This window comes from Roseburia rectibacter, assembly GCF_014287515.2.
Taxonomy (GTDB): domain Bacteria; phylum Bacillota; class Clostridia; order Lachnospirales; family Lachnospiraceae; genus Roseburia; species Roseburia rectibacter.
In genome coordinates this window covers 1,346,649-1,366,267 of the sequence record NZ_CP092473.1, presented here as the reverse complement: position 1 = coordinate 1,366,267, position 19,619 = coordinate 1,346,649, and the positions used below count along the sequence as shown (strand labels likewise).

Here is a 19,619-nt window from a genome sequence, read left to right as displayed (position 1 = left end):
AGATGATTTTTATTCTTTCCCCGCTTCCCGCTCATCCTGCCGTACCACACGAAAATCAATTGTGCGTAAAATCCTGTCAGTTCCTGTCACCATAACATGAACACGTTGTCCAAGTTTATAGCGGATATTCGTCACCTCTCCAACCAGTTCGTAGGTACTCTCATTATAATGGAAATAGTCATCCACCAGCGTTGTTACATGCACCAGTCCTTCCACCGTATTCGGCAGCTCCACATAAAATCCCCACTCAGTCACTCCGGAGATCACACCTTCGAACACCTCACCGATACGCTCTGACATATATTCCACTTTTTTCAGTTTATCTGTCTCACGCTCAGCTTCATCCGCACGGCGTTCCATCTCACTCGAATGTTTTGCAACTTCCGGAAGAATTTTGTCATAATGCTCGATTTTCTTTGCATTCATCCTTCCACGCAGATTGTCCTTGATAATACGATGTATCTGCAGATCCGGATATCTGCGGATCGGGGATGTAAAATGACAGTAATATGGAGTTGCCAGTCCAAAATGCCCCGTGCTCATAGTGGTATACTTTGCCTGTTTCATGGAACGAAGTGTCAGACGGCTGATCAATGCTTCCTCCGGGGTACCATCGATCTTTTGCAGAAGTTTTTGCAGTTCTTTCGGATGTACTTCATCCTGACCGATGTGGATGGAATAGCCAAAATTATTAATAAATGTCGATAACTTCTTGATTTTCTCGGTATCCGGATTATCATGTGTACGGTATACAAATGGCAGTTCCTGCCAGAAATAATCCTGTGCCACTGTCTCATTGGCGATCAGCATAAAATCTTCAATGATCTTTGTTGCAACATTTCTCTCATAAGGCTTGATCTCAATCGGCTTTCCTTTTTCATCAAGCACGATTTTTGTCTCTGGAAAATCAAAATCGATCGATCCGCGTTTCATACGTTTTTTACGCAAAATAGCAGCCAGTTCCCGCATCAGTTCAAACATTGGAACCAAATTCTCATACTCTCTGATCTCATTTTCGTCATGATCTTCGAGAATCTTTTTTACACTGGTATAACTCATGCGGCGGTCCACTTTGATCACAGACTCTGCGATCGTGTGGTCGATCACATTTCCTTTCGGATCGATCGTCATCACACAGCTTAACGTCAGACGGTTTTCCCCTGCATTCAAAGAACAGATTCCATTTGACAGCTTATGTGGCAGCATCGGGATCACCCGGTCAACTAAATAAACAGATGTACCGCGGGATAATGCCTCCACATCCAGAGCACTATGCTCCTGTACATAATTTGATACATCAGCGATATGCACGCCAAGTTTATAGTTGTCTCCCTCTTTTGTCAATGTAATCGCATCATCAAGATCCTTCGCATCTTCCCCATCGATTGTTACAGTCTGCCATTCCCTGAAATCCATGCGTCCCGCCATATCAGCAGTACTGACTTCATTTGAGACATTTTCCACCTGATGCATGATCTTCTCTGAAAACTCGACCGGCAGATCATACGCTTTTACGATCGACATGATATCCGTTCCAGGATCATTGATATGACCGATGATCTCAACCACTTTTCCTTCCGGTTTTCTTCCCTCTTTGCCGTAATCCGTGATCTCAACTACAACTTTATGCCCGCTGACAGCTCCCTTGGAACGTTCCTGCGGAATAAAAATATCAGAACCGAACTTCGGATTATCCGGCACCGCAAATCCAAATGTCTTACTCTTTTCATAAGTACATACGATCCGGGTTGTACCACGTGATATGATCTTTGTGATCGTACCTTCCCTTCGTCTGCCGGTATTTTCTGAAGTGATCGCCACCTGTACCGTATCCATATGGAATGCACCGTGTACCTGCGACTCTGGGATAAAGATATCTTCCTCTTCCCCCTCGATACCGACAAATCCAAACCCTCTCGCATGCGCAGTAAATGTACCGGTCAGATATTTCCCTTCTGATTTGATGTATTTGCCCTTGGAAGTCACTTCGATCCTGCCATCCATCACAAGCGCATCTAAGACTTCCTGCAGTTCACTGCGCTGTGATTTCGGCACTGATAGAACGACTGCCATCTCCTTCGCCTTCATCGGTACATAAAATTCATCACAGATAAACTGATAAATTGTCTTTTTCCGTTCTTCTAAAATTGTTTTCTCCATAAACCCCTGTCCTTTTTCCTATGAATCAAAAAAATGACTGCCGCACCTGCGACAGCCATCGATTCATCTTAAAAAATACTCATATTTAATACCGCTGCAATCACGATAAATAAGATAACAAAAAGTCTTGTCAGCTTTACTAACATACCTTCCATGGAACGTCCCTTGTTCTTGCCCCAGTATGTGTCTGCTGCACCTGCGATTGCTCCAAGTCCTGCGGATTTACTTTCCTGCATTAAGATGATAACTGTCAATGCTACACTGATTATAATAAAAACTACAGTCAAAATTGTTTTTACAACTGCCACGATCGTTCCCTCCTAGGTTACAAACTCACAACTTTAGTCATTGTAACATAGACGTTTTGTTTTTTCAACCTATTTTTTCATAATTTCTTTCGGTTCAAACACCGCATCTTCTGCCAGTTCCTCCTCGATCCGCAAAAGCTGGTTATATTTGCTGGTACGCTCCGCGCGGCATGGTGCACCTGTTTTGATCTGTCCGGCATTGACCGCAACTGCAAGATCTGCGATAAATGCATCTTCTGTTTCACCTGAACGATGCGAGATTACCGTATGATATCCTGCAGATTTTGCCATCTCGATCGCATTTAATGCCTCTGTCACAGTTCCGATCTGATTTACCTTGACAAGAACCGCGTTCGCTGCACCAAGTTTGATTCCGCACTGTATCCGTTTCGGATTCGTCACAAACAGATCATCTCCGACAAGCTGCACCTTATCGCCAAGTCTTTCTGTCAGCTTCTGCCAGCCTTCCCAGTCATCCTCAAACAGACCATCTTCGATGGAAACAATCGGGAACTGCCCCATAAGCTCCTCATACATGGCGATCATCTCCTCCGAACTTCTGACAATCTCCTGCTCCTCCCCCTTTTCTTCTGACTCTCCAGGGAAAACATAAACGCCACGTGCTTCGTCATACAATTCACTCGCCGCAGCATCCATCGCATAGACAACATCTCTGCCCACCTGGTAACCAGCCATCTCCACTGCCTTCGAAAGATAAGAAAATGCCTCTTTTGTATCCTCAAAATCAGGTGCAAATCCTCCCTCATCTCCAACTGCCGTACTCATACCGTTTTCATTCAGTATCTGGTGCAGGAAATGATACACTTCTGCTCCCATCTTAAGTGCCTGTGAAAAACCACGTGCCCCCACCGGCATGATCATAAACTCCTGAAAATCAAGCGTATTTTTTGCATGGACGCCACCATTGATCACGTTCATCATTGGAACCGGAAGTGTTTTGGCATTGGTTCCTCCAAGATAACGGTATAACGGCATATCAAGAGCCTTCGCAGCCGTTTTAGCACAGGCAAGTGATACTCCAAGAATTGCGTTTGCCCCCAGATTTCCCTTATTATCGGTTCCATCAAGTTCCACCATCGCACGGTCTAACTTTGCCTGCTCTAATACATTCATCCCAAGCAGCATTTCCCTGATTTTCGTGTTTACGTGATCTACAACCTTCTGCACACCAAGACCGAAGTAATCTTTATCCCCGTCACGCAGTTCGATTGCTTCAAATCTTCCGGTACTTGCACCGGAAGGAACAGATTCTCTTGCGGTAGTTTTTTTACCAGTCGTCTCTGTCTCGGCAGTCACCTCAACCTCCACTGTCGGATTTCCTCTTGAATCCAGAATCTGTCTTGCATGTACATCTGTAATGTTAATTTTTAATGACATAAAAAATTCCCCTTTCACACATTCTTTTTCCGTAGTATGTGTAATCAGGGAATCTTTTATAACTTTTTATGACAAAATAAATTTCTGTAGTGTCGCATACAAGAGTTTCGGATCGATCGGTTTTGCCAGATGCTCATTCATCCCGGCTTCCCTCGTCTGTTTTCTGTCCTCCTCACCGGCATTTGCCGTCATCGCGATGATTGGAAGGTCTTTTACATCTTCTCTGTCTAAAGCACGGAGCTCTCTGGCTGCCCCGATTCCATCTAAAACCGGCATCCGGATATCCATCAGTACTGCATCAAAATAATATTCCGGGAAATTTTCCACAAGTTCCACTGCCTTTCTGCCATTTTCTGCCGTAACGACTTCAAACTGTTTCTTTTCCAAAAGTCCCTTTGCCACAATGACATTGAGCGGATGATCCTCAACAAGCAGTATTCTCTTTCCCGCAAAACTGATATCCTCTGTTTTTTCTTTCCGCTCTTTTTTCCGACGGTCAAAATCAAGTTTTACGGTCACGGTAAACACAGTACCTTCTCCTTCCGTACTCTGTACGGTAATATCACCATCCATCATCCTTGCATAATTGTGCGCAATAGAAAGTCCCAGTCCGCTTCCTCCATAAACACTTGTATTTTCTTCATGCTGCTGTGTAAAAATATCAAATACCTTTGGCAGAAAATCCTTTGCAATACCAATTCCGTTATCAGAGACAACTGTTGTAAGCTGTACTCTTTCATTCACTTCCTGCTCTGTAACAGCTACATCAACACTTCCACCTTCCGGTGTAAATTTTACCGCATTGTTGATCAGATTTATCATGATCTGTTCTAACCTTGTGGCATCTCCGATATATACTTCCGATATTTTCCGTTCTCTGTCAAAAGAATAGCCAACACCTGCCATAAGTGCCTGTGTTTTCGCTAACATATTGACATTATCCCAGAACTTATCCCCGGAAAATGCCCGGACAGCCAGCTTCATATTTCCACTCTCGATCCGTGACATATCGAGGATATCATTCAGCAATGCCAGAAGATATCTGGATGCCGAATCAAGTTTTTCCGTGTAATCAAGCACCTGGTTTCTGTCATCAATTGACGACCGGATCATGGAATTTAAACCAATAATCGCATTCATAGGTGTCCGGATCTCATGACTCATTCCAGCCAGAAAATTTGTTTTTGCTTCATTCGCAGCCTCCGCCATCGCCAGCGCTTTTGCAAGCTGTTCCTGCTTTTCTTTTTCTTCTTTCACAATATCCTCAACATCGGACAGCATTAAAAGAAGTATACCGGTCTGTTCATTCTCGTCCATCTGTCCGCTGTATTCATCCACCGTATAAATTTCATCATAACCAAATGTCATGATACATTCTAATATCTGCTTTAATTTACTCTCTCTGGTCACATCATGATTATAGATAAACGCCATGATCTCACCGTTTCCGGGTTTCTGTAAAAGATTTACCTCCACTCTTACCCATACATATCTCCCGTTATAAAACTGGGCAACATATTCCTCAGAAAGGCTGTTGATTCCTTCCCTAAAAGAAGCAAGCAGCCCCTCCGGCGATAATCTCTGATTCTGTTCTTCTGTCAGATATACTTTTTTTGCATATGCAGACATCCTTGAACGGAAATGCCAGCAAAAAAGACAGGCATACCATGGCAATATTTAAGACGCAGAGCACAACTCTGTTCTCATAATCTACCTGGGACCTGCATTCTGCCAGCACATCCGCTTTCAAAAATTTATTCAATTTTTCCTTATGATTTTCATACAACTTTATCACTCTGTTTCAATTCCTTTTGTCTTTAAGAAATCTACCCAGATATTATATTTTGATCCATACAGATGCAGATTATCAAACGTAAGCTCCTGCTTTAATCCGCCCTGATCATCACATACTACTTCATTGACATCAATATAAAACACACGGACACCATCTGCAAGCTGCTGTATGCGCTGATTTCTCGCATCAATACCCGGATTATTAAAAATCGGGTCTGAATCGGATTTTTTGCTGGTCACATGCATGATCGCCTGCACATAAATGATCGCATCCGGCTGCAGGGTTTTGAATTTTTCGACTGTATTCTGATACTCATTCATAAACCCGTCAAGCGTTCCGCGTCCCATTTCATTAATACCAATCTGAAAATACACTTTTTTATACTGTTTAGCCTTTAATGCTTCCTCTAATGTTACCTTTTGCCCATTGACATTACAGAATGCATCTTTCCACAGATCATAGATATTCATGCCTACGGTCGCATAAAAATCTGCATGATCCAATCCGCCATAATCATGCAGACCTACCGTTCTCGAATCGCCAATAAAAACTGCATCATCAAAATAACTGTCATCCACCTGTATAAACTTCTTTTGTTCTAGAACCGCCGTCTCAGTATCCTGCTCCACAGTTTCCGTCCGCTGTATGGTCTCCTCTTGTTCTGTCACTTCTGTAGCCGCAACATTCTCTTCCTGCTGCGGTCTGTATTCGTCCGGCGTTTCCTTACTCCAAGGATAAATTTTATCATGAATTCCATCTAACACCAATACAAAATATGGAGTTTTTTTAATATTGATGGAATAATTTTTATAGATCCCGTCTTTTTTTAAATAACCGATCAGTGAAAGGATCACCCATCCGACGATCAAAAAGACTGCGACCTGACATTTCATTATTTTCTTCACACTAATCACCAGTCCTAAAAATTAAAATACAAAAATGGATTATTTGTAGAAACAGCCATATAATAAAGGCTTAAAACCAATACCACGATCACCGACAAACTTCCCAGCCACTTTTTCTCGACCACTTTGTAGAAAGCTGCCGGATATGGAGTAGAAAAAATAATCCCGATCAGAAACAGTGGTCCGTAATCCATCAGATACTTTATAAAATCCATCTGCTTTATTGCCTCTCCCACGCCAAAAAACGGGAACATTCTTGCATAATAAATTCCAAGCTGTCCTACATCCGCAATAGCAAATGCAACCCAGGTAAGCGGCACTACAAGTACCAGATATATATGGGAAAGTATTTTACTCTTCTCCAGAAACTGTAATAAAAACACTTTTTCTATAGCAAGCAGTACGAGCAGAGACGCTCCCCAGATCAGGAAATGTCCTTCTGCACCATGCCAGATGGCAGTCAGACTCCATACCACAAATAAATTAAATATCGTACGCGCCTTTCCTTTCCTGTTGCCAACTAACGGAATATAGACATATTCCTTAAACCAGCGTCCCAGCGTAATATGCCATCTTCTCCAGAATTCTGATACCGATTTTGAAATATAAGGATGTTTAAAGTTTTTGGGAAATTCAAATCCCAGCATCTGCCCAAGTCCCAATGCCATCAAAGAATATCCTGAAAAATCAAAATACAGCTCTAGGGAGTATGCAAACGCCCCCATCCATGCTAATGGCGTTGAAATACTTTCAAAACCGATTGACTGTATATTATTCCACAAAAGCCCGATACGGTCTGCAACGATCACTTTTGCTCCAAGTCCCAGTATCAGTGTTTTTAATCCTGATTCAAACTGTTCTATAGTAACAGTCCTGCTGCATAAAGCCATACGGACTTCTGAATAATTGATGATCGGTCCGGCGATCAGCTGCGGAAACATCATCAGATACGTTCCGAGACGGATAAATGATTTTTCAACCGGCACTTTTCCCCGGTAAACATCGATGATATAGGCGGCGATCTGAAACGTATAAAAACTGATGCCAAGCGGCAGTTTATCCATGAGTCCACTATACTTAAAAAGGAACAGAACACCAAAATCATAGCACAGTGCCATGATCAACAGAATCAGTTGTTTTTTTCCTCTTCCCTCATAAGTATCCCGGTACATGAATCTTCCCAGAATATAATTGATCACCACAGAGGCAAGCAAAAGCACTACATATTCTGCCTCACCTGTTGTATAAAATAAAATGCTCCCTGCAAACAACACCGCATTTTTCCATTTTTTCGGTGTCACATAATATATCAGTAAAAAAAACGGTAAAAACCGGAATAAAAATTCAAAACTGCTAAATACCATCTTATCGGCTCTTTCTAATCCACATTATTTTTTTAACAACAACTATTATAGCCAAAAAAATGTCTGATAATCACCTATTAAGCAAAGTTAGTAAATTTGTAAATTTTTTGTTATTTTTGTCACATCTCGGAAATATTTTTTGATCTCCCCAACAAAATACAAAGATCCGAATGCAATCGTTTTATGTGCCGCATCCAGACGATCCGGCATCAGTTCATCAAAAGATCTTAATAGACCCGCCTCACAGATTCCCTTTTTTCTGATTTTCTCCGATAACTCCTTCGCAGCAAGTGCTCTCTCTGACTCGACTGTTACCGTCTTAAAATCAAGAGCAAGTGGAAGTAATTCTTCAATCATCTCCTCATAATCCTTGTCTGCCATAACTCCCATGATAAAATGAAACTTCTCTTCCGGAAACAAGGTACGAAGACTTTTTGCCAGTGCTGCCACTCCGTTGCTATTATGTGCACCATCCACCATGAAAAACGGATCTTTGCCAAGAATCTCCATCCGGCCTTCCCATCTTGTCTTTCTGATTCCTTCCCTGATATAATATTCTGCTTTTTCTTCTGAAATTCCCCTGTTTTTCAAAAAAATTTCTGCTGCCTGAATCGCTGCAAGTGCATTTTCATACTGATGCACACCAAGCATTGACATCTCAAGATCTTTATAATTTTTACAGGAAAAATATTGTCTGCCATTTTCATAGCGGCAGTCTGTCACATCATGGATATCCGCGATCCTTATCTCTGTAATTTTCTCTTTTTCTGCCGTTTCAAGCAGGATCTGCATCGCTTCCTGCTTCTGGCTTTCTAATACCAGTTTTGTACCCTTTTTTATAATACCTGCTTTCTCCGCCGCAATTTTATCTAAAGTATCGCCTAAAATCGCCATGTGATCATATCCGATCTTCGTGATAACCGTAACCTCCGGTACACCGATTGCATTCGTCGAGTCTAATCTTCCTCCAAGTCCGGTCTCTATCACAGCTGCCTGACACTGTTCTTCCTTATAATAAAGCAGTGCTATCGCAAGACAGTAATCAAACATAGTCAAAGCTGCCCCAAACTCTTCCCCCAGCAGCATATTCCCAAGTCGTGTCACTTTCTCATGGGATATCATCTGTCCATCCACACAGATCCGTTCCCTGAAATCAACCAGATGTGGTGATGTGAACATCCCTGTACGGATTCCTGCTTCCTTTAAAATTGAGCACAAAAAAGCAGAGACGGAACCTTTTCCGTTCGTCCCCGCTATATGGATCACACTCATATTCTGCTGTGGTCTGCCTAACTTTTCAAGCATCAGTGCAGATATCTCTGCCCCCGGACGGTTGCCAAACCGTCTCTGATGTTCAATCTGGTCTAATACTTCCTCATATGTCAGTTCTTTCATAATACTGTCCTTTTTCTATATTAAACTGCGATAATGACACCGCCGTCATTGGCATACATCGTGCTGACGCCCGCCGTATCCGTAATAATGATTTTTTTGAACTTTGCCAACTTTTCTAATTTTTCTTTTACTGCTCTGGCACGTTCCGGACAATTACAGTGTGAGATCGCAAGCACTCTGTTCTCACAGTTTTTTGTCTTTGCAATCACATTCTGAATCATCTTATCCAGTGCTTTGTTCATGCCACGCGCCTGGCCAAGCTGACAGATCGATCCCTCCTCGGTAGATCCCATCACCGGCTTGATATTTAATGTATTTGCAATAAATGTCTTAAGATTTGTCAGGCGCCCATTCTTGCGCAGAGTCTCTAATGTTTCAAGCACGAAAAAGGTATTCATGGAGCTGATATATTTTTCTGTCGTCTCAACAACTTCCTCGAAACTCATACCTGCCTCTTCACACTCCTGTACTTTCATGCCGATCAATGTTTCGCCTATGGAAGCAGAGCGGGAATTAAATACATAGATCTTCTTCTCGCCCGGATGCTCCTCTTCAAACAGATTTTTTCCAAGTTCGGCACTGTTATAAGATCCCGACAGTCTGCCGGACAAAGTTACCACATATACATGATCCGCATCTCCTTCATATGATTTCATATACTCATCCGGAGACGGACATGCAGATTTCGGTCCGGTAACGCTTTCCTTAACCCTGCGGAGGAAATCCTTCTGGTCAAATGTCTCATCATCGCGAATACAATATCCATCTACCTCTAACTCCAATGACACATTCTGATAATGTCCATCTTTTTTTAAATCTTCCGGCAGTTCTCCACAACTGTCAATCACAATCTTATACATTTCAGATAACCTCCACAACCCGGCAATTTGTTATTTGATAACTTTTTATATGTTATTTCTTTCCATTACATGTAGTATTGATTACTACATAACAGTATCATAAAAACTTTGTTTTGTATAGAGGTTTTCATTATATTTTATATATTTTTTATCAGACATACGTTTTAAGAGAATTTCAGGATCAGTACATTCTGATCCTGATCCTCAATATAGGATAATCCAGTAATCCCCTCACAGTAATCACGGATATGCTGTTCATCGATGAGATACGCTTTTGCCTGCTCATATAAAGAGCTGTCCGAAAAACGGATCTCCTCCGTGACAGCTCCATTGCGATAGGCCTCGCCATAAATCTGTCCAACCACATCCGGTTCCCATTCTGTGATATATTTTCCTTCTTTTACATAGTAATTATCTGCCGTCGCCGTACAGTCCGGCAAAAGCAATGTGCCATCCGCCTGATGTGTCTTGCTGATCTCAGCCGTAGTCACCCCGAAATAATTATAATTGATAAAAGATCCAAAACCGCTCTCACCATTATTATAAGAAGAATTTCCCCATGTCGTATCTATAAAATAATATGCGCCATCAAGCTGCACAAGATTCCACGCATGCGTATCTCCCTCCGCAGTTCCCGTCACGACAACAGTCCGTATTCCTAAAAGAGACAACAGATACTGTGTGGCATTTGCATACCCCTGACAGACTGTTTTCTTATTTAAAAAGACACTGATAATGTTCTGGTTCTGTTCCGTTCCCATTTCATACTCAATGTTTCCAGCCAGATATTCGAAAACATATTTTGCCTTTTCATAATCTCCCCAGGATGAATCCACATTTTTTAATATGGAATCCACCACTGAATCGATCCGGCTCTGATAGGAATCACGCTCATCACGATCCACTGTATAGCTTGGCGAAAAATCTATACTGACCGTCTTTTCCCCCATCGTGTACTGCGTATAGTTATATCCGGATACCCAGAAAATCCCCCCGTGGTCTGCTATGACAGAACGATATGCTTTCTCTAATACCTTTTCGTCACAGGTACTTACCGGAACCTTTGAATCATGTGTCATAATAATCCGATATATCTCATCATAGACTGTCTGCTGCTCCGTTGAGAGAGTTTCGTAAGCATATCCATGCGATACTTTTGCCTCCGGTGTTTCATTTTCCGTACCTGTTTCCTGACTCTCTTTTATATGTTTCTCTATTGTGCCGGAATCTGCTTTGGATTTTGCATTTTTCTGTTCTACATGAACCTGGCTTTGTATCTGTCCCGGAGGTGTGAAAGAATCATGAAATACTCCGGTATATCGGATCACTGCGCCTGCTAACACCGCTAAAATCATACATTTAAGCAGTGTATGTCTTTTTCTTCTTTTCACACTTCCCCCTTAAAGTGAAAAATATGCCTTTACAAGTTCCGTCAATGCTTCCTGGTCTGCTGCTCCCATCAATTCTCTCGCCGAATGCATTGCCAGAAGCGGGATACCGATATCTACCGTTTTTACCGGCAATAATGCAGATGCAATAGAACCAAGTGTTCCGCCCCCTGCCATATCTGAACGGTTCACAAACTTCTGATATGGGATTTTTTTCAGATCACAGATCTGCTGAATAATCGCAATTGCCTCACAGTCTGTCGCATAGGACTGGGAACATGCCTCCTTGATACAGAAGCCGCTTCCAAGCACCGGTTTATTAGTAATATCCATTTTGCCTGCCTGATTTGGATGCAGACCATGTGCAACATCTACGGACAACAGCATGCTCTGATACAACAGTTCCGGAGCACTCTCCCCCGCTCCACAGGCTTTTAGAATTCGGAGTAACATATCGTGAAGCAATATAGATCCCGCTCCCTGTTTACTGCGGCTTCCAATCTCCTCGTGATCAAACAGTGCGATCAGATTAATACCGTCTTTTCTTTCCGCATCTATGATACCGGATACCAATGCTGCACAGGATGTCAGGTTATCCAGTCTTGGAGATGAGATAAAATCATCCTCTAAGCCGACATACTCCGGCTGTTCCCTGCAATATACCGTCAGTTCAAAATCTAAAATATCTTCTTTTGCAACAGACAGTTCTTTTGCAAGAAAACCTAAGAAATAATCAGCACATGTTTCATTTTCTGCAAGTAATCCTGCAACCGGGATCATATCGATCTGCTTATTCAGCTCCACACCCTTATTCACTTCGCGATTCATATGGATTGCAAGATTTGGGATCGTGAGCAGATTCTTTTGGGATGCAAAATATTTTAATTCCGGTGTAAACGGATCATTCCCTCTTACTGCCACACGTCCTGCCACACCAAGTGGTCTGTCTAACCATGTATTTAAAATTGCACCTCCATACACCTCAATGTTAACCTGTGCATAGCGATTCGTTACAACATCACATGACGGTTTAATTCTAAGACATGGAAAATCCGTATGTGCCGCTGCGATCCGGACTGCAGGCTTTTTTTCTTTTTTCATCTCATCCGCAGGAATCGAAAATGCAAACAGTGTGGTATCATGATGATCCACATAATAGCGGCCACCTGCTTTTAAATTCCATTCTTCTTCATAAGCTATCTTTTCAAAACCGGCATCTGCTAAACGCTTTGCACATGCCTTTACCACGTGTACCGGAGATACTCCCTCTTTTAATAAATCAAATAAAACTGTTTTCTCGTTCATTGTAGTTCCTCTTTTCCTGTAATACTGATTAAAACCATCCCTATTTTACTATAAAATCAGAAAGATTACATCCTTTATTTTGTTTCTCTGGGTTTTATGGTACAATATGCGTAAGCAATGAGCAGTGCCACATGAAAATGAACATAATATGAAAGAGGTATACCGCATGTTAGCGCTTAATATCCCGGAACTCAAAAATTTTATGAACCAGCTTCTGTGTTCAGATACATTCGACCACTTTCTGTTAAAGGAAGCAACCATACAAAAAGATGCCGTATGGAATTTTGACGGAACGATCACACCGGACTTTTTTTCAAAAGAAGATTTAGAAGAACAGGGCTTATCTGACCTTGCATTCCTTCCTTATGGCAGAGTGCGCCAGCACTGTTTCGACCTGATCAAAGGAAAACGTACTCCTAATTATTTCAAATTTGTATTTCTGCTGTCACCGGATAATCTGTCCCGGACACTTGCCAGCATCCAGACTTCTTTTACCCCACAGGATGTAACAGGGATGTTTTTGAATCTGAAGTTCCAGAATGGAAGTCTTATGCTCACAACCGGCGTATCATATCGTATTTTTTCTACCGATAAATCCTTAGAACACGAATGGGACAGACTCGTCGAGATTTTTCTCAAAAACCACGATATTGTTATTGAGAAATTAGGTTGAAAAATATCCTCTTTTTTCCTTTACTTTTCAAAATTGTTATGATATGCTCTAACTAGCTGTAAATACAGCCAGTAATATTTTTTGGAGGTACTTTTCAATGAACAAAGGTACAGTAAAATGGTTTAACAACCAAAACGGATACGGATTCATCTCTGACGAGCAGGGCAATGATGTATTCGTACACTACTCAGGTCTGAACATGGAAGGTTTCAAATCCCTCGAAGAAGGCGCTACTGTAGAATTCGAAGTAGTAGAAGGCGCTAAAGGACCTCAGGCAACCAACGTTACAGTAGTAAAATAATTACTACCAGCACAATCAGTAGTTTCACATGTACCTTTTTCTTTTTAAATAGAACCAGTTTTTATTTGTTAGATTAAGATATTGTAAACAATGGATTTAAAAAAGAGTGTCGGCTTTCCGGCACTCTTTTTTATGTAATAGTATTCTTTCTTGTGTAGTCCATTCAAACTGGTCTGCTCAATTTTCACCTGACTGGCATTTTAAAATAAACCAGTGTGCGTTTAAGATATGCATAAATAAATGACAGATAATATCGGTCATAAGAAACGTATGAGGAGAAAAGAAATATGAGCACAACATCTACAACTACTGTAAAAACAGAAAATTCAATCGGTCAGGTACAGTTTCTGACCATCACAGCACTTTTCATTGCATTAACTTATGTATTTACCGCATTTGTCAATGTCAGACTTCCGATCACTGCAAACGGCGGACTGATCCATCTTGGCAATGTTCCGCTTTTTATCTGCGCCATTTTATTTGGCAAAAAAAGTGGTGCACTTGCCGGCGGTATTGGCATGGGACTCTTTGACCTTCTCTCCGGCTGGACAGCATGGGCACCTTTTACATTTATCATCGTAGCGATTATGGGATATGTTGTTGGTGCGATCACGGAAAAACACCACGGACTCGGTTTTGATGCACTCGCCATCGCTGCTGCCTGCGTGATCAAAGTAGTCGGCTATTATATCGCAGAGGGTATCATCTACGGCAACTGGATTGCACCGGTTACTTCCATTCCGGGAAATCTGTTTCAGATCGGTGTTGCAGCCGTTGTAGTCCTGATCGTCATCGAGCCTTTACGCAAAGCAGCAAACAAAATTATTTTCAAATAAAGTTTCATTTGAAAATAGCATTTTTCACTCAAACTTGTAATGCCCAAAAAACGGGCGGGAATGGAGATTAGTATTAATATGTATAAGATCATGACCCCCGGACCGGTTCAGGTTCCGGAACCAGTAAGACGTGCACGCAGTTTTGCCTGCACAAATCCTGATCTGGATGAAGAATTTTATGATTTTTATAAAGAAACCTGCGAACTGATCAGCAGCCTCCTTGGCACGAAAAACGAAACGCTGATCTTAGATGGTGAAGGGATTTTAGGACTGGAAGCTGCATGTGCTTCCCTGACAGAACCGGATGATAAAGTTCTTGTCATCGACAACGGTATCTACGGAAAAGGATTTGCAGATTTTGTCAGCATGTACGGTGGTATTCCGGAAATCTACCATGCTGATTACGAAAATACTCTGGATGTGGATGCACTTGCAGAATATTTAAAAGATCATCACGATTATACTTATGCCACTGTTGTACACTGCGATACCCCAAGCGGCATGTTGAATGATATCAGCAGAATCTGTCCACTGCTCAAACAGTACGGCATCTTAACGGTCGTTGACTCCGTTTCCGGTATGTTTGGCGAAAAAGTATGTGTCGATGATTTTCAGATCGACCTTCTCTGCGGCGGCTCACAGAAAGCAGTCTCCGCACCTCCGGGACTTACCTTTGTTGTGGTAAGTGATGCCGCAAAAGAAAAAATGAAAAACCGTAAAACTCCGATTGCATCTTTCTACGCAAACCTGATGGCATTCGACGGTTACTACGAGAAAAAATGGTTTCCATATACTATGCCGATCAGCGATATCTACGGTCTGCGCGCTGCATTTAATCTGATCGCCGAAGATGCGACTTTGTATGAACGCTATGCAAGGATCGGTTCTGCTACAAGAGCAGCCGTAAAAGAAGCGGGTTTAAAACTCCATCTGCAGAGCGGTTTTTCAAACACTGTAACTGTTTTTGACATTCCGCAATGTACTGATGCTAAATCTATCCTTGATACAATGCGAACAAAATATAATATCATGCTTGCCGGATCTTTTGATGAACTCTCCGGTAAAGTGATCCGTATCGGTCATATGGGGGAAAATGCAAGGTTAGAACATATGGTTCCTACTTTAGAAGCTCTCTCTGCTACCCTGACTGAACTTGGTGTCACGCTTAAGGGAAATCTTGCAGATCTGTTTTTGAAGTATTATAGAAAAAAAGAGGCCTAATTGGCCTCTTTCTTTTCCTCTAAACGTTCTCTGATCTGCTGCATTCTGCCGTCTAACTGTGAGATCAGTTCCGCACAAAAGCAGAGATCCTGTGAGATCACCTGTGCATTTTCAATGTCCTTTTTGTATTTTAATTTATGCTCTAAACTTGCCCAGAAATCCATGGCGATCGTTCGAAACTGCACTTCCACACGCATCATCTTTTTCTCATTTGTCAAAAAAATCGGTACTTCAAGGATCAGATGCAGACTGCGGTAACCATTCGGTTTGGGATGACTGATATAATCTTTCTTCTTGATCAGCTTGATATCATCCTGTTTTTCCAGATAATCCGCTAATGTATAAATATCATCGGGAAATGAGCAGATAACACGGACACCTGCGATATCATTCAGATTCTTCTCGATATTATCTACGGAAAATGGAATCTCCTGACGCTTCATTTTCTTCATAATACTGTCCGGTTCTTTGATCCTGCATTTTATCGATTCGATCGGATTCCTGCTGTTTTGTACAGATAACTCTGTGTTCAATACGTCAAGTTTTGTCCTCACCTCTAACATTGCACATTCGTACTGCATCATCAGACAGCGAAACTTCTGTAGTTCTTCAATATCCCCAAAAACATGATCCAGTTCCTTGACTGTTTCAATATCCATGTATTCCATTTGACTTTCTCCTTAGAATCGTTCTTTTGTAACAGCTTCTCCTGACCTGCTACTCTTTCATTACTATTTTACCATACTTTTACGGAAAAGTTATCTAAACTTCTGTGAAGATTTCGGATTATATAATATTTTTACATAAGAGGTGCAAACAAACGCAAGAAACACTGTGTTCCCCTCAAAACAGCAGACCTTCCGCTCTTATATTTTTCTGTTACTTCCGTGCTCTCTGCAAAAATATGTTCAAAATCCTGACGAATCTCCCCTACGGCGTCACAGTTATATAAAAAGGCTCCATTTTCAAAATGAAGATACAAACTCCGGTAGTCCATATTAATGGTGCCACAGGTTGCCGCCTCTCCATCGCAGACACATTGTTTAGCATGGATAAATCCCGGCGTATACTCATAAATACGCACCCCTTGGCGCACGAGTCCTGCATAATAAGAACGTGTTACTTTATAGATCAGTTTCTTATCCGGGATCCCCGGTGTCACGATCCGCACATCCACACCACGCTTTGCAGCAAGTCCAAGAGCACGGTTCATCTCATCTGTGATGATCAGATACGGTGTTGTAAAATAAATTTCTTTTTTGGCATGTGCGATAAGATTCATATAAACGCTCTCTCCCACATGTTCATCATCTAATGGACTATCCGCATACGGCTGGATAAATCCCTCCTGTTTTACTTTATAATCTGTCACCGGCAGGTACTTCTGATAATCCTGGTCTGTCTTTTTTACAACATTCCACATTTCAAGGAACATAACCGTAAGACTTTTTACAGCATCTCCTTCTAAACGGATGCCGGTATCTTTCCACCGTCCATACGGATGTGTGACATTAAAATATTCATTTGCAAGATTGTACCCTCCGGTAAATCCCACTTTTCCATCGATCACTGTAATTTTTCTGTGATCGCGGTTATTCATAAATACCGATAATACTGGAATAATCGGATTGAATACACGGCAGGCAATTCCATTCTCCTCCATACGTTTTCTGAAATCATGATTGATAAATCCAATGCTTCCAACATCATCATAGAAAATACGTACTTCAACTCCATGCACTGCCCGGTCTTTTAACACGTTAAAAATCCGTTCAAAAGATTCTGCCTGCTCGATGGCATGATACTCCATAAATATAAAATGTTCTGCTTTTTTCAAATCTGCAAGCTGTGCCTCTAACCCCTGTGACGCATCCGCATAAAATTCAATATCTGTATTGCGATAAACCGGATAATGACCATATTTCCAGATGTACTCTGTCTGGTTTGCTATTGACAGATCTTTTTTCTGAAGCATTTTTACGACAGTCTCATCACTTTCTAAAAATGGGAAAAGTTCACTGTCAATGCCCTCATAACGTTTTTTCATATTTCTGGTCAGATTTGACCTTCCAAATAGTGCAAATACACACAGACCAAATACCGGAAATGCAGTAATGACCAACATCCATGGCACTTTAAATGCCATGTTTCCATGCATTCCATATATGGCAAATACAACCGAGACCGCGATCAACGTGGAAAAAAGAGAAATTGCTGCCGAATAATTATTCAGCCATATAAAAAGACTGATGATCCATATGACCTGAAGCAATACGCTGATACCAACAAAAATCAATCTTCCTACACTGTTTTTTACTGATGTTTTCTGTTCTGTTCTCATAATATTGAAAAATACCACATAATTTTACTCATGTGGTATTTTTTCCTCCGTTTCTGATTTATTTTTAGTTACGTGCATTCATTTTATCTTTTACATTTGCATCCACTTTTCCAAGATACCCTACCAGCTCATCGGATACATTCACAATGCGCTCTGTTGCCTGATCACACTGTTCAACGATCTGCTGGAATTCTTCCATGTTTTCTGTTGTTACTTTCGCACTCTCGGCATTCTGTTCTGCAAACTCTGTCAAAGAGGTGATTCCACTTTCAATTACCGTCTTATGATCGTCTAACACATTTACTTCTTCGCTGATTCCATCCACAGCATCGCTTGTATTCTTGATCTCCTCATTCAGGGAACGGAAAATTTCTTCCGTATCATGAATCTTCTCATTCTGTTTCACAAACGCTTCTGATACTTTCTGCGTGATCTCCACACTGACGTTTGAATTATCAATCAATGTATTGACGATCTGATTGATCTGTTCTGTTGATTCCCTTGACTGGTCAGCTAATGTACGGATCTCTTCTGCAACAACTGCAAATCCTTTTCCATGTTCTCCGGCTCTTGCAGCTTCAATACTTGCATTTAAAGCTAAAAGATTTGTCTGATTTGAGATTCCGGCTATGATCTCTGTTGCTGTGCGGATCTCCTGTGCAGACTGGTTTGTCAGATCTGTCTGCTGTCTTACATTTTCAATCGCAACACCGCTCTCCTTACTGATATTTACAAGTTCCTCCATGATTGCTTCTGCTGCCTTGTTGCTTTCTTTCATGTGCTCTGCACTTTTTGCAAGCATCGATACATTCTCTGCAATCTTATCGATCGTTCTGCTGATAGCATCGATCTTCTCTTTCATATCGACTGTGTGATCAGCCTGTGAGATCGTATTATCCGTAATAGTAGTCACTGCCTGCTCTGTCTGATCCAGTGAAGCTGTCATACTCTTAAAAATATTCTTAAAATTCTCTGAAACCTCACCAAGTTCCTTCGTTGCTTTCTTTATTCCCAGTACAACCTGTGAAAATGAAGTGATCGACTCCTGAAACGTACGCACAAGCTGTCCGACTTCTCCATCTTTCTCTGCAAGTTTATTTGCTTTCTTAGCAACACCACCGGAAAGTTCCACCTCTGAGCCATCACTCATAAGCTGTCTGAATGCATCCAGGAGTGTTTTGATTGATGCAAAAACAATGCCAAAAAACAGTACAGTTGCAAGACAGATCAGTATCATTGCAACCATCGTACCGATCACGCCATTTTTCAGCAGCTCAAGTACCACGATCTGCCATACTGCCATAATCAGAAAAAATACAACAAAAACACCCATTAATCTTTTCCATGCCATTTTCTTTGTGTCACCCAT

The 19,619-nt window shown here is 41.5% G+C and carries 17 protein-coding genes; 4 read left to right on the top strand and 13 right to left on the bottom strand.

Translation table 11 applies throughout. From position 1 onward, the window contains the following. Positions 1-9: 9 nt before the first annotated feature. From rnr to H8S51_RS06460, 10 genes are all read right to left on the bottom strand, one after another. Positions 10-2,160, bottom strand: coding sequence for a ribonuclease R (rnr, locus tag H8S51_RS06505; RefSeq protein ID WP_186898948.1), 2,151 nt, complete (start codon positions 2,158-2,160; stop codon positions 10-12). 68 nt (positions 2,161-2,228) lie between these two features. Further along, positions 2,229-2,468 carry a preprotein translocase subunit SecG gene (gene secG / locus H8S51_RS06500; RefSeq protein ID WP_117921297.1) on the bottom strand — a complete coding sequence of 80 codons (240 nt, stop codon included), beginning with the start codon at positions 2,466-2,468 and terminating at the stop codon, positions 2,229-2,231. A 69-nt stretch (positions 2,469-2,537) separates the two neighbouring features. After that, positions 2,538-3,866, bottom strand: a complete 1,329-nt coding sequence (eno, locus tag H8S51_RS06495; RefSeq protein WP_186898949.1) for a phosphopyruvate hydratase — start codon at positions 3,864-3,866, stop codon at positions 2,538-2,540. A 66-nt stretch (positions 3,867-3,932) separates the two neighbouring features. After that, positions 3,933-5,495, bottom strand: coding sequence for an ATP-binding protein (locus tag H8S51_RS06490; RefSeq protein WP_186898950.1), 1,563 nt, complete (start codon positions 5,493-5,495; stop codon positions 3,933-3,935). 162 nt (positions 5,496-5,657) lie between these two features. Then, on the bottom strand, positions 5,658-6,566 hold the full coding sequence (locus tag H8S51_RS06485) for a GDSL-type esterase/lipase family protein (RefSeq protein ID WP_241070939.1): 909 nt from the start codon (positions 6,564-6,566) through the stop codon (positions 5,658-5,660). A 14-nt stretch (positions 6,567-6,580) separates the two neighbouring features. Then, complete coding sequence (locus H8S51_RS06480; protein ID WP_241070938.1) at positions 6,581-7,930, bottom strand: MBOAT family O-acyltransferase; 1,350 nt, start codon at positions 7,928-7,930, stop codon at positions 6,581-6,583. Positions 7,931-8,017: 87 nt separating this feature from the next. Then, positions 8,018-9,325, bottom strand: a complete 1,308-nt coding sequence (locus tag H8S51_RS06475) for a bifunctional folylpolyglutamate synthase/dihydrofolate synthase (RefSeq protein ID WP_118209708.1) — start codon at positions 9,323-9,325, stop codon at positions 8,018-8,020. Between the two features lie 20 nt (positions 9,326-9,345). Then, positions 9,346-10,185, bottom strand: a complete 840-nt coding sequence (locus tag H8S51_RS06470) for a DegV family protein (RefSeq protein WP_186898952.1) — start codon at positions 10,183-10,185, stop codon at positions 9,346-9,348. Between the two features lie 164 nt (positions 10,186-10,349). Next, the gene (locus H8S51_RS06465; protein ID WP_186898953.1) at positions 10,350-11,576 is read right to left on the bottom strand and encodes a transglutaminase domain-containing protein; all 1,227 of its coding nucleotides are present in this window, start codon (positions 11,574-11,576) and stop codon (positions 10,350-10,352) included. Positions 11,577-11,585: 9 nt separating this feature from the next. Continuing rightward, complete coding sequence (locus tag H8S51_RS06460) at positions 11,586-12,878, bottom strand: M18 family aminopeptidase (RefSeq protein WP_186898954.1); 1,293 nt, start codon at positions 12,876-12,878, stop codon at positions 11,586-11,588. A 166-nt stretch (positions 12,879-13,044) separates the two neighbouring features. On the opposite strand from H8S51_RS06460, the gene H8S51_RS06455 reads away from it, so the two are divergent. From H8S51_RS06455 to H8S51_RS06440, 4 genes are all read left to right on the top strand, one after another. Beyond that, positions 13,045-13,551: a DUF5721 family protein gene (locus H8S51_RS06455; RefSeq protein WP_241070937.1), complete on the top strand. Its 507-nt coding sequence runs from the start codon at positions 13,045-13,047 to the stop codon at positions 13,549-13,551. Positions 13,552-13,648: 97 nt separating this feature from the next. Beyond that, a complete protein-coding gene (locus tag H8S51_RS06450) occupies positions 13,649-13,852 on the top strand; it encodes a cold-shock protein (protein ID WP_241070936.1) in 204 nt (67 codons plus the stop codon). Positions 13,853-14,139: 287 nt separating this feature from the next. Then, a complete protein-coding gene (locus H8S51_RS06445; RefSeq protein ID WP_117921309.1) occupies positions 14,140-14,688 on the top strand; it encodes an ECF transporter S component in 549 nt (182 codons plus the stop codon). A 78-nt stretch (positions 14,689-14,766) separates the two neighbouring features. Then, on the top strand, positions 14,767-15,909 hold the full coding sequence (locus H8S51_RS06440; RefSeq protein WP_186898956.1) for a pyridoxal-phosphate-dependent aminotransferase family protein: 1,143 nt from the start codon (positions 14,767-14,769) through the stop codon (positions 15,907-15,909). On the opposite strand, the gene H8S51_RS06435 is transcribed toward H8S51_RS06440, so the two are convergent. The 3 genes from H8S51_RS06435 to H8S51_RS06425 form a co-directional block, all read right to left on the bottom strand. Next, positions 15,906-16,577, bottom strand: coding sequence for a GTP pyrophosphokinase (locus H8S51_RS06435; RefSeq protein ID WP_117921310.1), 672 nt, complete (start codon positions 16,575-16,577; stop codon positions 15,906-15,908). The two genes, H8S51_RS06440 and H8S51_RS06435, sit on opposite strands and share 4 nt — an antisense overlap. A 131-nt stretch (positions 16,578-16,708) precedes the next feature. Next, positions 16,709-18,250, bottom strand: a complete 1,542-nt coding sequence (gene cls, locus H8S51_RS06430; protein ID WP_117921357.1) for a cardiolipin synthase — start codon at positions 18,248-18,250, stop codon at positions 16,709-16,711. A gap of 64 nt (positions 18,251-18,314) precedes the next feature. After that, a complete protein-coding gene (locus H8S51_RS06425; RefSeq protein ID WP_117921311.1) occupies positions 18,315-19,619 on the bottom strand; it encodes a methyl-accepting chemotaxis protein in 1,305 nt (434 codons plus the stop codon).